The following is a 14,164-nucleotide window of genomic DNA, read 5'->3' as shown; positions in this document are numbered from 1 at the left end:
GATTTGTTTTGTTAGCATACCTAGAATAATGAAGCAGGGACCAGCTTGCGGCCGCCTTTGATCAGAGTGGAATCCAGTGCATCCCCTTTATCTCCGCCAAAATACAGCTGCCAGTACACGCCGAAGCGGATGCTAACATCATTCTTGACCAGCTCCGGCGGCGTGACGATCAGCCACTGGAACTTCAGCGCCTTCGAGATCTCGAACACCGGATCAAGCACGTTATTGGAGACCATCTCACCGAACGGATTATCATACAGGAAGACCGTCCAGCCCTTATTCTCCCGGTTGACACGCTTGTGGGTCATAATCATCATCGCCACCAGCAGCTGAACCGACTGGCGTTGCCCGCCGCTGCCGACAGCCTCATCCAGCGCGCCCCGGTTAATGACCTCCCAATCGGAATAATGATAATCCTCAGGAGCGGCATACAGGAAGTAATTCTCCGTAACCGGCTTGTATACCTGTAACACCGGGAAGCGGTTCTGCAGGGCAGCATAGACCATGCGCCCGTCGTTGATCAGCTCTCTGACTGCGGAAGCCGGAACCTGTTCAATCTTCGGGAACTTCTCCAGCAGGCTGTTGATGCAGCGGTTGAAGTATTCACTGACCAGCGGCTGAATGTCATCTGTCGTTCTCGGCACATGGATATTCTTATAATTCAGCCGGACCAGCGGGAAGGCATGACCGTTCTCGTTATGAATAATCATCCGGCGTTCCATCCGCTTCAGAATATCAACGATCTGCACTACCCGCTTGGCTGCGCGGCCTACCCACAGCTTGCGGGACAACTCCATATCCTCTTTGTCGCTGCGGATACTCTCAATCTGATCACGCGAGCTCTGAAGCATAGAATCCAGCACCTGAAGCGCAATGGTGAAGTCCTCCCAGTGAACGTGGTTCAGGCGGTCTTCGATTTTGGCCGCAAGCTCGGCATTCCAGCCGGACTTGGCTACCCTGCCGCTAAGCGCGGTCTTCTCTTCCTTGATCTTGCGCGAGATTTCCGCACGCTGGCTGCGGCTGGTTTTGCTGCGCTGCAGCCAATCCTCGACAAGCGGCTCGCAATTCTCCCTTAGATTCAGTTGCAGTTCTTCAGGCACATCCCGCAGCTGTACACGGGTCTCGACATGGGTATCCATAATTTTGCTCTGATTGCCGAGAACTTGCAGCCACTGATCCATGGAAGCCAGCGCCTGCTTAGAGGTATTCAGCAGATGTTCGTTGGCGCGGACCCGCAAGCCGATCTCTTCTTCCTTCTGATCCAGCGGCTCATGCCATAGCTCAGCCGTCCGCTCATGCTTCTCCTTAATCGCTTTCTCGGATTTGCCCAGCTCTTTGCGGAGGCTATCAAGCTCGGTCTGGCAGCGGATGAAGGAATCGCGGAGCTGCTGGTAATCCTCATCCAGTATTCCCGTATCACTCTTCTGGCGGACTCTGGCGGACTGGATCATATCCGGCGAATCCTTCGGCTCAGGTGCGGATTGCCATCCGGCATCGACCTGGGATACCGCGGCTTCAAGTTCGCCGAGCTGCTCTCTGGCCGCCTTGATCTGGGCTGTCCGCGTCCGAATCTCCAGCTCATTCTGGCTTAGGGACTGCTGAAGACTCTCAACCGTACTGAGCAGTTGCAGAAGCTTGTCCTGTGCTGTCTCATCCAGCACTTCATCCGCTGCCGGGTCTTGTACAACCGCACTTGCAGGGACACTTGGGAACTCAATATCAGGGAACCAGTTCTGCAGCCTTGGGAATAAAGAATATCGGGCATCTCCGGTCCATCTCTCCCGCTGCAAGGCCAGGCTGCCCATCTCCGCTTGGAGCTGTTCAAGCTGCTGATCCTTCACAGCAATCTCTCGGGTCAGGTTATTCTTCAGCTCTACGGACTTCTGTTTGTCCTGATAATCCTGCTCCTGCTTCCGGCTCCGCTCACTCCACTCCCGCAGCGCCGCCGCCTTCGTCTCCTGCTCCAGCTTCTCCGCTTCACAGGCTGCCAGGTCTCTGGAAATCCCAGCCAGGATCTCCTCATAGCGTGCCTGCTCTGCATTCATTTCATTCAGCTGGGTACGAAGCTCTTGCAGCAGGGTCTCTACGGACTTATGCTGCACTCGCAGGCTTACGGTATGTTCGCCCTGATACAGGCGTTCAACCTCCTGTCTGGCTGACTTCAGCTTGGCGAGATAGGCTTCCTCTGCCTGAAGTGCTTCCTCCTGCTCCCGGAGCCTGGAGGCAATCCCCCGCTTCCAGTCCAGGAAGCGCTCCGGCTGGAGCAACATCTGCGGTCCCTGATGCGCCAGCAGCAGGAAGGAGCCTGTTCCGGCCTCCGCCATCTCCTCACGCACGAAGATCGGGACAGGCGATTGGAGCAGAAGCTCCTTAAGCAGCTCCGGCTGCAGCTTGGCTGCTTCACGTTTGGTTACAATCAGGCCGTAAGGAAGCAGCGGATGCCGCTCCAGCTCCTCCTCACGGACCAGATACGGCTGATCGTTCAGATACATGCTGCCGGTCATGGAGCTGATCTTCAAGGCATCCAAGGCATCCTTCACCGTCACAATATCATGGTTAGGCAGCCAGTAGGCTTCCTGCTGGAGCTCTACGTCCAGCAGCTGATGATAATATTCCCGTCGGAGCCGCTTCGCCTGCTGCTCGGCATCCTCCAGTCTGCGGATGAACCGCTCCTGAATAAGCGGCTTCGCTTCAAACAGCGCTGTCGCGCCAAGCAGCTGGTGCTCCTCATACATCTCCAGCAGCACTACCAGCTGTGACCAGAGCTGTGATTCCTTGTTCATCTGAGCTTCCATCCGCCCGGTAAGCTCCTCAGCCTGGGCCTCAGCCCCCAGCAGCTTCTCTGACAGCCGGGTATGCTTCGTATGCAGAATAAGCTTCTGCTCTTCAGCCGATTTGCGCTGCTCGTTCAAGGCAGCAATCTTCTCAGACAGGCTCCTGGCAGCCATTAACGTGCGCTGAAGAGCCGCTGCCGGTGAATGGGCAGCCTCCTGCCCGTGGCGGGAAGCGAACACGCCCAGATCTTCTGTATATTGACGGATCAGGGCGGTTAATTCCTGAATTTTGCCCTCAAACCTACCCAGCTCCACCAGGAACTCTTCCCTGCCTTTGCGCAGGATTTTCTCTTCCGCTGCCTGGGATTGCTGCCGGCTGCTGTAGAACAGGTTCTTCGCCTGCCATAAACGGTATACCTGATCCCATTGCACCCGCAGCTCTTGCTTGGCACCCTGAATAACCTCCTGGCGCTCCTTCATCTCAAGCGAGCCTTCGATAGCTTCAATTTCTTTCTGCCACTGCTCCATCTGGCGGAGCTGTACCTTGCGTCTGGCCAGATAATGGGCAACTTCAAGCTCTCTCTCCTTGAGCTTAGAATCTTCCAGACGCTGCTTAGCGCGTGTCTGATTGTCCGATACCGCTCTGAAGTGCTCCTGCTTGCCGTCATGCTCTTCCTTAAGCCGCAGATATTTCAGATTATCGCTCTCGAATTTCAGTTGCTTCGCTTCCTGATAATATCCGGCCAGCTCATCCGCAGTTTGGCGGCGTTTGTCTTCCGCATTCTTCAGTTCGCTATGGATCACGGTGGATAGCTGCGCTCCGAGCCGCTCGGTCTCCTGGAAGCTGCGCTCTACTTCCGTTCCCTGCTTCACCGCTTCATAGAGAGGGGCCGCGAGGGAAGTGAACTCCGCAAAAGCCCGCTCTCTCTGCTCCAGCATGGGCAGCCGCTGTGCAACCGTAGCCGTGTCCACAAACATCCGCTGCAGCGAGCCTTCATCCTCACGCATGGTTCCGCTGAGACTGGAGCCGATCTCCGGAATAATTAACCGTTCGAACAGATTATGATTGGTGAAGGCGTCATTTTTCTGGAAATAGCCCTTGATTCCGCCCTCTTCCCCGTTGATTCTGCGCATATTGCGCCATTCATCAATATGGATATCATGGTCAGCCAGGTAGGCATAGTATTTCTTCAGATCGGAGCTATGACTGCCGTAGACGTTGATCTCATTCCGCCGTTCCCGGACGAATTGCTGGATCGACTCGAAGCTCGCAGGGCTGTTCAACTCATGATCATATAATGGCAGTGTAGATAGGGTAAGCTCAGCCGTCTCCTCGTATTTCAGCAGCGCGTAGAGTAAATATTCCACCTTGATCTCAAGCTGGTCCATAGAATGCTGGGCAGTCATCGCGATCCCGGTGGTGATGTATTCCGTCCGTTCCTTATCATCCAGACGCCATTCGATGGCTACGTGGAAGGTGTAGGGCCTCAGCTGTTTTTTATGATTATGGAAAAAAGCCTCGACCTGGTTCTCATTATCCTTGCCCCAGGCGGCCCTAGGCATCAGCAGTTGGAAAATCGACTGCAGCAGCACACCCTTCCCCCCGCCGTTCATCAGCGTGATCAGGGTATTGGCCGGACCTTCCTCATTACAGAGATCGAGGATCATATCCTCATATTTCTTCAGCATCTTCTCATACTTCAGTCCGGCGATGCGGATTCGCTCAATGCGCGGCATGGGCTTCCTCCTCCAGTTCGCTGCGTGTCCGGCCAATCAGAGCCTTCAGCTCTTTGTAGCGGTCCACATCGTGGTAGAGATAACGCATCCGTTCATACAGCTCTTCCCGGGGGAAAATCCGCTTCTCATTCTCCGAAATGAATACCAGATGCTCCTCCTCCAGCAGCTTCATCCCTTCGTGAATCAGGCCGATACGCGAACCGGCTCCACGGGTCAGCGAATCGCCTTCCTCCTGGCTCCGGGTCTGCATATAGAGGCTGGTCCATACTCTGTGCATCGCCTGGATATCGAGCCGCCACTGCTTGCTGAAGCTGCCGTCTTCATCCATCCCGATCCAGGTCTGGAACAGCGCCGACACCTGATCAGACAGCTGAATGTAAGACATGCTATCCTGTCCCGGCTTGAAATGCTGTTCATCCTGATCCATCTCCGCGAGGAATACGAGGATAATCACATTAATGATATGTAGATGCGTCTTGCGTTCAATCCGCGAATATTTATTGCGCAGTTGAGTGAAGTTGCTGGCAAACCCGGAACCGATCGGACTCACCAGCAGGTGCAGGCGGTGACCGGAATTCATAATCCGGCAGCCGGCTTCTTTGGCTACATATTGCAAGGCGTCGTAAGCTACGGTATCCTGCAGACATTCGGCGGCAGCGGGATCATCCAGTGAGATCACCTTCCGGCGAAGCAGGTCAAAGAACAGGCGCGAGGCCTGCTGTACTTGCTCTAACGAATAACTCATTTATCGAATCATCTCACTTCTCTACTATAGTAATGGTATAAGGGCTGATCTCAAGGCCGGGAAAGCAGACATTCCCCTGCGGTTCTGAAGCAATTGTTGTCCGCAGCCGGGCGCCGCGCAGTACCTCAAGCTCCGGGTGGTCTGCGATTAGCCGCTGAATCAGCTTCTGGCATTCGTCCGCCGCGCCGTGGCCTTCCGCTTCCTGTTCCTGCACAGTAATTACGCTATGGAAAAATTGCACCCACAGATCCACGGCATTCGGAGTTTCCGCCCAGCGCTGCCGGGTATCCTCCGGGAATGCTTCTGCGGTGAAGGTAAAGCTCCCCTGTTCAGCCACACCGGTGAAGACCGGCAGCCACAGCTCGCATACTTCGGTCCATGGGATACCCCTGGGAACATACCGGTAGTCTTCTTCCACCCCGGCTTCCTCGGAATCATCTGTCCCTTCCTCCGGCAGGAAGCCGACCTCCTGCTCTTCCCAGGCCCAGGCCAGCGGATAGATGAAGTCCTGGCTGGGCGAGAACAGCCCGCTGATCAAGGTCTCCAGGCTGTCCCCGTCCGGCAGCCCTTCCGGCTTGACCCATTCCTCCCACACATGGGTACGGAAATTGAAGCCGGCCGCCCCCCAGAAGATTTCCGGGAAGTTGAGCCGCAGATTCGTCTCCGTCTCGAAGATACTCAGCACAACCCCGGCAAGCTCGTCATGCACTCTCCGGGACAGCTCTACTCTCTCGGAGAGCTGCCGAAGCTCGTTGAAGTCGATGACATCCTTCTCGTCATTCGCCAGCCGGGCCAGCGAGCGGTGTATGTTGTCGAAATGCTTGCGTTCCTCGTCAAACTGCTGGTGAATCTCCTCCAGCCGCTCATGCCGCCGGGTGCCGTATTCGCTGAAGATATGCTTCGGATTACGGCGCAGGGCATTGCGGTATTCCTGCTGCTGCTGGGTCATTTTGCGCACACGGGAGATCAGCTCATTCACATCCTGCATCGCCCGGGTTACCCGTCCATGCTTGATATGCATCTGAATCTCCAGCAGCTTGATGCTGACCTGGAACTCGTCAATGATCTCATGGCTCATGAAGATCAGCTCCATCGCATACTCGGACAGCCGGTATACGGTGGTCCCGTTCTCCTCCCAGCTGGTACGTGTAGCGTCCTCATCCACGGTGAAATACTTGTATTTCTGTACGGCGATCTCCCGGGAAAGATCCTCATAATAATACGCCTCGAAATCCCCGCCGCCGCCGCTCCATAGCAGTCCGTCCACCAGCCGCTCCACCGATTCCGGGCTGCCATGCTTCGTGATTCCGAAGCGTTCAAGCGAGTTCCAGGCCAGCTCCACCAGATCCTCCCTCGAGCGCTGTTCACTCGATTCCAGCTCCAGATAATAGACCTGCAGCAGCACACTGAGCGCAATCATTTCCTTATAGGGCTGAAGCTCACCGAGATTCATGCCTGCACCCAGACTCCACAAGGGATTCAGCCGCCTGTTCCGTGCTCCAAAATCATTCCAGTTCATGCTCTTGCCAACCTCGCCATCACTTCGTAATTTCCCTACAACATAACATAAACCCAAATCCGCACCGCAGGGTGAAGGTTGGGCCAGAACATACAAATATAGACGGTTTGTTAATGCTCAGGACCCCGAGGGAATGGGAATGTATGTTTCTATTCTCATGTCATTCTATTATATCAATGTTTCATAGATATGGCTATTTGCAAAATAAATAGAGGAGCCCGCGTAGGGACCCCTCTATGTTAAGGCACGAATTTACAGCATACCGCTATTTGTATTTCTCATTCACTAGATATTGCAGATTCTTCTTCACCGCAGGCCATTCCTCATCAATAATACTGTACAGCATATTGTCCATAACAGTACCGTCAGCGGTGATCCGATGCTTGCGCAGGACGCCCTCCAAGGCCGCTCCAATCCGCTCAATGGCACGCTGCGAGCGCAGATTGTCACTGACAATGGAGAAGTCCACCCGGATCAGCCCCAGCACCTCGAAGGCATATTGCAGCAAAAGCAGCTTCGACTCCGTATTCACCGCAGTTCTCCAATATTCCGGTGAGATCCAGGTGCAGCCGATCTCTGCATTACGATGCCTACGGTCCAGATGCATCAACCGCGTAGTCCCTACGATCCGGCCGGATGCCTGCTCCACCATCACATAAGGAATATCCTTGCCTGCCGACTGATTCGCCAGAGCCGCCTCCACCAGTTGTCCTGCCTCTTCCTCTGAGCTGATCCGTCTCCAGGTGTACTCCCAGATCAGCGGATTGTGCAGCAACTTCGTAAGCTCAGGCTTATGCTCCGCCGTCAAAGGCACAAGCCGGATTACGTTACCTGCAAGCTGGCCTGCTTCTATTGCTGTCAACTGACTTCCCCCTATATCTTTTTATCTAGTATACTTTTCACCTATTATATATGAAGCGATTTATTCCCAAGCCTCAATCTTAGCTGTCAGTTGCTGAATGAACTCCTGGGCGTTCAGTGTGAATAATGTGTTATCCGCACGGCTTCGTACCGAGATTGTTCCGTCACTCTGCTCCTGATCTCCCAGCACCAGCATATAAGGGATTTTCTCCAGCTGAGCTTCACGGATTCTGTAGCCCAGCTTCTCATTCCGGGAATCTACCTCCACCCGCAGTCCGGCTGTCGCCAGCTGTCTTCTGACCTGCTCGGCATACTCGTCATGAACCACTGAGACTGGCAGCAGCTTGACCTGCACCGGAGACAGCCACAGCGGGAACGCTCCGCTATAGTGTTCTGTTAGAATACCCATGAACCGGTCAATGGAGCCGAACACCGCACGATGGATGACAACCGGACGATGCTTGTTGTTATCTTCGCCAATGTAAGTCAGGTCGAACTTCTCGGGCATCTGGAAATCCAGTTGAATTGTACCGCATTGCCAGCTCCGCTTCAGGGCATCGAGGACATGGAAATCAATCTTCGGTCCGTAAAAAGCACCATCTCCCGCATTCACCCGGTACTGTATTCCATTCTTCTTCAGCACCCGCGCAAGCGACTCCTCCGCCTGATCCCATAGCTCTTCGGACCCCATATAATCCTCCGGGCGTGTGGACAGTTCGACCTTGTACTCGAATCCGAAGATGGAATAGAACTGATCAATTAGCTCCAGCACCCGCGAGATCTCGGATTCAATCTGCTCCGGCAGCACGAACAAATGGGCATCATCCTGGCAAAAGGTACGGACCCGCATCATCCCGTTCAACGCGCCGGAGGATTCATGGCGGTGAACCTGGCCGTATTCCGCAATGCGGATCGGCAGATCCCGGTAGGAACGGCGGCTGTTCTTGTAGATCAGCATGTGTCCAGGACAGTTCATTGGCTTCAGCGCAAAGTCTGTCTCATCCACCTTCGTGAAATACATCTCATCCTTGTAATGATCCCAATGTCCGGATTGCTCCCACAGACGACGGTTCATCATCAGTGGTGAGCGGACCTCTTCATACCCGTCGGCACGCTGCAGCTTGCGGGAGAAATCCTCCAGCGCTGTGCGGATTAGCATCCCTTTGGCCAGGTAGAACGGCATCCCGGGCGCTTCCTCGGAGAACATGAACAATTCCAGCTCCTTGCCCAGCTTGCGGTGATCCCGTTTCTTCGCTTCCTCCAGCAGGTGCAGATGCTCCTCAAGTAGGGCTGCACTCAGAAAAGCCGTGCCGTATATCCGCTGAAGCACCTGATTGTCAGCATCCCCGCGCCAGTAGGCACCCGCTACACTAAGCAGCTTGAACGCCTTAATCCGGCCAGTGGAGGGCAGATGCGGCCCCCGGCACAGGTCCGTGAATTCACCTTGCTCATACAGGCTGATGACCGCGTCCTCCGGCAGATCCCGGAGCAGCTCCAGCTTCAGCGGCTCTTCCAGCTGTTCAAAGAACTGCACCGCTTCCTCCCGGCTGACCACCCTGCGCCGGATCGGCAGGTTCTCCTTGATGATCTTCCCCATCTCCCGCTCAATCGCAGCAAGATCCTCGCTGGACAGGGGCTGTTCAATATCTATATCGTAATAGAAGCCGTCCTCGATCACCGGACCAATGCCCAGCTTCACGTTCCGTTCTCCATAGATCCGTTTGATCGCCTGGGCCATCACATGGGCTGTGCTGTGTCTGTGAATCATCAGCCCGTCGCTGCTGTCCGCTAACACGATCTCCACGAGGCTGTCCCCTTCAACCGGACAATCAAGGTCAACGAGTCTGCCGTCGATTTTGCCTGCTACCGCATTCTTCTTCAGACTTACGCTAATCGACTCCGCAATCTGCGCAATTGTGGTGTTACGCGAATACCTCCTATTTGCTCCATCCGGCAACTGCACTTGAATCTCCATGATTATGGCCTCCATTTCTTCAGTGTATATTAGTATATTTGAACACAAAAAAACGCATCTCATCCCGGAAAGGGACGAGTGCGTCTTAAGCTCGTGGTTCCACCCTAATTCGATTATACGTCACTTCACCCCCGGCTGTTCGGCGGAAATGTGATCAGTACAAACCTCATGGCATCCGTTAACGGGGATGGGGCGGTGACATTTACAGCCTCGCTAACAGCAGGAGGGTTCAGTATCACGGCTATAGAGGGGTAACATCCGGCCGGTCTCTGTAAGAAGCTCTCACCTTGCACTTCTCTCTCTGGTCAGTCCTTGGAGGATATCCTGTCTCTGGTCATTGCCTTAGGTTTAGTGTTGCTGGTTACATAATACGCGCGGCCTTCGTCAAAAGTCAATACCGCGCAGAAAAAAACTTAAAATCAGCTTCCTAATTGACCGCTCTTATCCGTTCAGCTCATTCCCCTGCAACCGCAGAATAATATCCCCCACTTCTTCCACTGTATGCGCAATATAATCCGCTCCGGCCGCCGATAATTCCTCCCCGGAACCATAGCCGAACAACACGCCCACTGAAGCTACACCGCAGGCTTTTGCCCCGATAATGTCATGCTCCCGGTCCCCGATCATCAGCGACTGCGAAGCAAGAAGATTATTCTCCTCCAGCACATGTTCAATCACCTCACGCTTCTTCGAGCGCGTCCCATCCAGATTGCTGCCTGCCGCATACTTGAAGAACCCGTCCAGCTCATAATGCCGGAGAATCTGCTCAGCGAATACAATAGGCTTGGAGGTCGCCACATACAGCTCGAACCCCTTGGCTCGCAAGCTCTCCAGCAGCTCTGGAATGCCTGGAATGACATGATTCTCGAACATCCCCAGCGTCCGGTAACGCTCCCGGTAGAACTCCACCGCCTGTGCCGCTGTCTCCGCCGTGAAGCCCTGAATTTCGATAAAAGAATCATAGAGCGGCGGGCCTATGTACGGAATCAGCAGGTCAGGATGCTCCACCTCGATGCTGAATTGGTTAAGCGCATACTCCACGCTTTTGGTAATGCCTTCCTTGGGATCGGTCAGTGTGCCGTCCAGATCAAATAAGATGTGCTTCAAGCTGTCCTTCATCTCTCCCTGATGCTCCCCTCTTGTGCAATTGCTATCTATCATACCTTTCTTCCTGTTTATTTTCCATCCTCAGGATGCTATAATTCAGGGCAATTCAAGGAGCAGGAGGAACAAGATGATACTGCTTAATCCCGCCAAAATACTCATAGGCGACTATCACTTCGCCGCAAGGAACAATGCCGGCCCTCAAGTTGTTGTATATGACAAGGAATACAAAGTGTACCGCCTGGATAAGGACTTAACGCCTCATGAAGCCGGACAGGTCTATAACTTGCAACCGCTTAACCTGAACTCCCTTTCATTCCATCCGGATCAGGAGCTGGCGGCTTTCATTATGGAGGATGCGGCAATGGGCGCAGGAGACTTTACAGGCCGCTTGCTGTGGAGCAAAGCCGGGGTGTATGTATGTGTTCTTTTCTCACGTGAGGGGGGTCTAATCTGGTCTGTAGATAGGCTGGATGAAGAAAATCTGCGGATTTCGGTGTTTCATAGCGGGGACGGAACGTTGGCACATTCCCTAGACCTGGAAGATCCCTTCGGTGACAGTGCCCTGCGGCTGATGGATATCCCCGGGTCGGATGCTGTAACGCTGGAGCTTGCGGCCGGTCAGGATGGTATATCCGTGTATGAATTGTCTATTCAGCAGGACGGGTTATGCAGCCGGGAGATGTTCCCGCATAGATGTTATCTCTCACCCGCTTGGCATCCTGACGGCAGTCAGCTATTTACCTTGGAGAATGATGCGCAGGTGTATGCCTGTTTCTCCTATCCAGCCTTGGAGCTGCTACAGGAACAGGGCCTGAACGATGGGGACTACGATGATGAGTCTGAGGAAGAATACCATTATCCGGGGTATGGCATGCTCTATCTTCAGAACGGTCAAGTCATCACGCAAAATACGAATGAGCGGTTCTTTTGGTTTGATCCTGAAACGATGGAACGAATCGGTGAATGGGCTTTTGCCGGATATGAGCCTGTGCCTGCGAGTGTGGTTTTCCCTTCGCTGGATGATGATCCTTCTCTGTATTCCCAGCTTCAATCGTGTGAGAGAGTCGGCAACCTGCTTATATTCAGGACCGGCTCTCTACACGATATCCCTCATTTGCTGATGATTGAGGAAGCTGCGCTGCAGGAAGCCATCGGCTCCATGCTTACCAGGCCACGCGGATAATCAGGCCTTTGGGATCGCCGACTTCGAGATAGGCGGCCTGTCCGTTGACATCATCATACGGGAAGCCGTAGGCTAAGCCACTGATGCTGTGGTCATGCCAGAATTTCGCATAAAAGTTGGCGGGAGCCGCATTGTAATAGTTCGCTACGTTGTTCCAGTTACTAGTGGTGTAGACATGGCGGTTGATCGCTGCGGAAGTAGCAGCATCAATTAGCGAACCGTCATTGCGCAGAATATCCTGGGTGCTGTAGCTGGAATAACCTGCGAAGTAATTCGCGTTGGCCCCTCCGGCTCTAAACGATCCATGGACCGGAGCAATAATCCGGTAAGGCGCCTGATCGGTGGCAAGAGACTTGAAGGCGGCAGGCACTTCATTCTGGTATTTGCTGAAAATTCCGGCGCGTGTCTCTGATTCCAGCTCGCCTACGGTCTTATCATAGCCGCCCGACAGGCCAACCAGCCGGTGCTGAATCGGGAAGCCGAAGGCATCTACGCGTGTCGTATTGCCGTGATAGCCTGTAGCATCCACGGTGAATTCAACGAAGTCGAAATAGAGATTACGATTAGGATCGGTCGGGTTATCAATATCCGGCCCGGCAAAGCCATCGTCATATGTCTTGATGTATAGAGGCGTGCCTACACTGAGGAACATGCGGCCGGAGGTGATTTTGGGCAGAGTGACCCAGGAAGCCTGGTTGATTGTGTGATAGATGTTGGCATAGTTAACCCCGTTCTTGGTCAGATGGCCGGAGGCATTATTAAGCGCATTGGAGATGGGTACCAGATTGCCGCTGAGATCCAGATAACTCCATTTGCCATTGACCGGATTGATCCCGATCACACCCCAATATATCTGGTTGTCGGGATAGGCTCCGCCCGTTCCGTTCATGACCTTGACGGACACGGCCCCACTCGGCGGGGTTGGAATCGAAGAGGCGGCAATGGAATAGATCGAGCCGGAAGAACCGGAAGGCGGTGTAGTAGGCGATGCAGTCGGCGCTGTTCCCGCAGTATAGGTGAACCATCCGGTGTCATAGGCCGGGGTTCCATTGTTGTAGGTGAAGAAATAGCTAAGCGCTGTACCGCTTGCAACGCCGGTTACTGCCTGCTCATAACGGGCTTTGCTGCTGTTATAGGTCATGCGGTAATTGAGCTGTGTCCCGGAGTTGACTTTATAATGCACATCGGTCCAACTGGTACTCACTGAAGATTTGAACCAGATCGTCGCTGTAGTGCCCGACAGTTCTACCCCTTGGGTATAATCGGCGGCGGCAGCCTTGGAGCCAAACATGGGCAGGCAGGAGAGCAGAAGCACGAACACAAGTATGGACATACGCCATTTTTTGGGCATCATCATATTCCTCCTGAATTATAGTGGTACTGCTGTAATCATTACCTTGAACCACAGGAAGCTAACGGCCGTTCAGTATTCAGTAGCTGCCTCTCTGAGACCTTCCCTCCTTTCCTCCCCGGATCAGAGCCAGAATTGCCTATTAATGTATGCGTTTACAACTATCATTATAGTAGCGCTTTTCTCCATTTAGTAGGCTTGGAATTTCGGATTTAGGTTCCCATATTTTGGTTTTATCCTGCGAAAATAACAAAAAGCCCATAATCCCCAGACATCAGGTGGTTATAGGCTTTTCTTCGTTCCATATTCCGCAATCACTTCTACCAGTGCTGCGAAATAAAGGTATCCCGCCCGGACTGCTCGCGGTCCTCTTTATAATGCTTCGGGTTCTTCTTGTGATAGTCCTGATGATAGTCCTCGGCCGGATAAAAATGAGGCGCAGGCAGAATCTCCGTCACCACAGGCCCCTCAAATCTGCCGCTAACCGCCACCTGCTCCCGGGAAGCCAGCGCAGCCAGCCGCTGCTGTTCATTATAATAGAATACTGCTGTGCGGTACTGTGTTCCACGGTCCTGGAACTGTCCGCAGTCATCCGTCGGATCAATCTGCGGCCAGAACAGCTCCAGCAGCCGTTCATACGGGAATAGCTCCGGATCGTAAGTGATCTGCACCACCTCGTAGTGACCCGTCGTTCCTGTCTTCACCTGTTCATAGGTGGGGTTCTCTATCGTTCCTCCGGCGTATCCTGATACAATACCGTGAATCCCGGGAAGCTCTTCAAACGGTGTTACCATGCACCAGAAGCAGCCTCCGGCGAACATTGCCTGTTCCATTGTCTTACTCCCTCTCCCTGTCTCGCTTCTGCTGATCTTAATGAACACTATTGAAGATAAAGCCAAATGTTTATAAAGT

The 14,164-nt window shown here is 53.7% G+C and carries 9 protein-coding genes; 1 reads left to right on the top strand and 8 read right to left on the bottom strand.

All coding sequences use genetic code 11. The annotated features are described in order from the left end of the window. Positions 1-20: 20 nt before the first annotated feature. The 6 genes from KDC22_RS15865 to KDC22_RS15840 all read right to left on the bottom strand — a co-directional run bounded on the left by KDC22_RS15865 (position 21) and on the right by KDC22_RS15840 (position 10,772). Entirely contained in the window at positions 21-4,511 is a 4,491-nt protein-coding gene (locus KDC22_RS15865; RefSeq protein WP_211723749.1) for a coiled-coil domain-containing protein, read from the bottom strand. Further along, the gene (locus KDC22_RS15860; protein WP_211723748.1) at positions 4,498-5,256 is read right to left on the bottom strand and encodes a DUF6063 family protein; all 759 of its coding nucleotides are present in this window, start codon (positions 5,254-5,256) and stop codon (positions 4,498-4,500) included. The genes KDC22_RS15865 and KDC22_RS15860 overlap by 14 nt, the downstream gene beginning before the upstream one ends. Before the next feature lie 13 nt (positions 5,257-5,269). Next, a complete protein-coding gene (locus KDC22_RS15855; protein ID WP_211723747.1) occupies positions 5,270-6,775 on the bottom strand; it encodes a hypothetical protein in 1,506 nt (501 codons plus the stop codon). A gap of 265 nt (positions 6,776-7,040) precedes the next feature. Continuing rightward, entirely contained in the window at positions 7,041-7,637 is a 597-nt protein-coding gene (locus tag KDC22_RS15850) for a GNAT family N-acetyltransferase (RefSeq protein WP_211723746.1), read from the bottom strand. Between the two features lie 60 nt (positions 7,638-7,697). Continuing rightward, positions 7,698-9,611, bottom strand: coding sequence for a threonine--tRNA ligase (gene thrS, locus KDC22_RS15845; RefSeq protein ID WP_211723745.1), 1,914 nt, complete (start codon positions 9,609-9,611; stop codon positions 7,698-7,700). A 441-nt stretch (positions 9,612-10,052) separates the two neighbouring features. Then, on the bottom strand, positions 10,053-10,772 hold the full coding sequence (locus KDC22_RS15840; RefSeq protein ID WP_246553607.1) for an HAD family hydrolase: 720 nt from the start codon (positions 10,770-10,772) through the stop codon (positions 10,053-10,055). A 73-nt stretch (positions 10,773-10,845) separates the two neighbouring features. On the opposite strand from KDC22_RS15840, the gene KDC22_RS15835 reads away from it, so the two are divergent. Beyond that, on the top strand, positions 10,846-11,901 hold the full coding sequence (locus tag KDC22_RS15835) for a hypothetical protein (protein WP_211723744.1): 1,056 nt from the start codon (positions 10,846-10,848) through the stop codon (positions 11,899-11,901). On the opposite strand, the gene KDC22_RS15830 is transcribed toward KDC22_RS15835, so the two are convergent. Next, positions 11,882-13,234, bottom strand: coding sequence for a glycoside hydrolase family 64 protein (locus tag KDC22_RS15830; RefSeq protein ID WP_425517062.1), 1,353 nt, complete (start codon positions 13,232-13,234; stop codon positions 11,882-11,884). The genes KDC22_RS15835 and KDC22_RS15830 overlap by 20 nt on opposite strands. Before the next feature lie 338 nt (positions 13,235-13,572). After that, positions 13,573-14,085 (bottom strand): peptide-methionine (S)-S-oxide reductase MsrA, encoded by a 513-nt coding sequence (gene msrA / locus KDC22_RS15825; protein WP_211723743.1) that lies wholly within the window; start codon positions 14,083-14,085, stop codon positions 13,573-13,575. Positions 14,086-14,164 lie beyond the last annotated feature (79 nt).

Source organism: Paenibacillus tritici, assembly GCF_018207515.1.
GTDB lineage: Bacteria > Bacillota > Bacilli > Paenibacillales > Paenibacillaceae > Paenibacillus_AQ > Paenibacillus_AQ tritici.
The sequence above is the reverse complement of the archived record's forward strand: the minus strand, read 5'-3'. Positions and strand labels throughout refer to the sequence as shown.

Excerpts from the sequence above, each read along its gene's own strand:
- KDC22_RS15835 (WP_211723744.1), top strand. The coding sequence starts at position 10,846 with ATGATACTGCTTAATCCCGCCAAAATACTCATAGGCGACTATCACTTC.
- KDC22_RS15830 (WP_425517062.1), bottom strand. The coding sequence starts at position 13,234 with ATGTCCATACTTGTGTTCGTGCTTCTGCTCTCCTGCCTGCCCATGTTT.
- KDC22_RS15860 (WP_211723748.1), bottom strand. The coding sequence starts at position 5,256 with ATGAGTTATTCGTTAGAGCAAGTACAGCAGGCCTCGCGCCTGTTCTTT.
- KDC22_RS15855 (WP_211723747.1), bottom strand. The coding sequence starts at position 6,775 with ATGAACTGGAATGATTTTGGAGCACGGAACAGGCGGCTGAATCCCTTG.
- thrS (WP_211723745.1), bottom strand. The coding sequence starts at position 9,611 with ATGGAGATTCAAGTGCAGTTGCCGGATGGAGCAAATAGGAGGTATTCG.
- KDC22_RS15865 (WP_211723749.1), bottom strand. The coding sequence starts at position 4,511 with ATGCCGCGCATTGAGCGAATCCGCATCGCCGGACTGAAGTATGAGAAG.
- KDC22_RS15840 (WP_246553607.1), bottom strand. The coding sequence starts at position 10,772 with ATGATAGATAGCAATTGCACAAGAGGGGAGCATCAGGGAGAGATGAAG.
- msrA (WP_211723743.1), bottom strand. The coding sequence starts at position 14,085 with ATGGAACAGGCAATGTTCGCCGGAGGCTGCTTCTGGTGCATGGTAACA.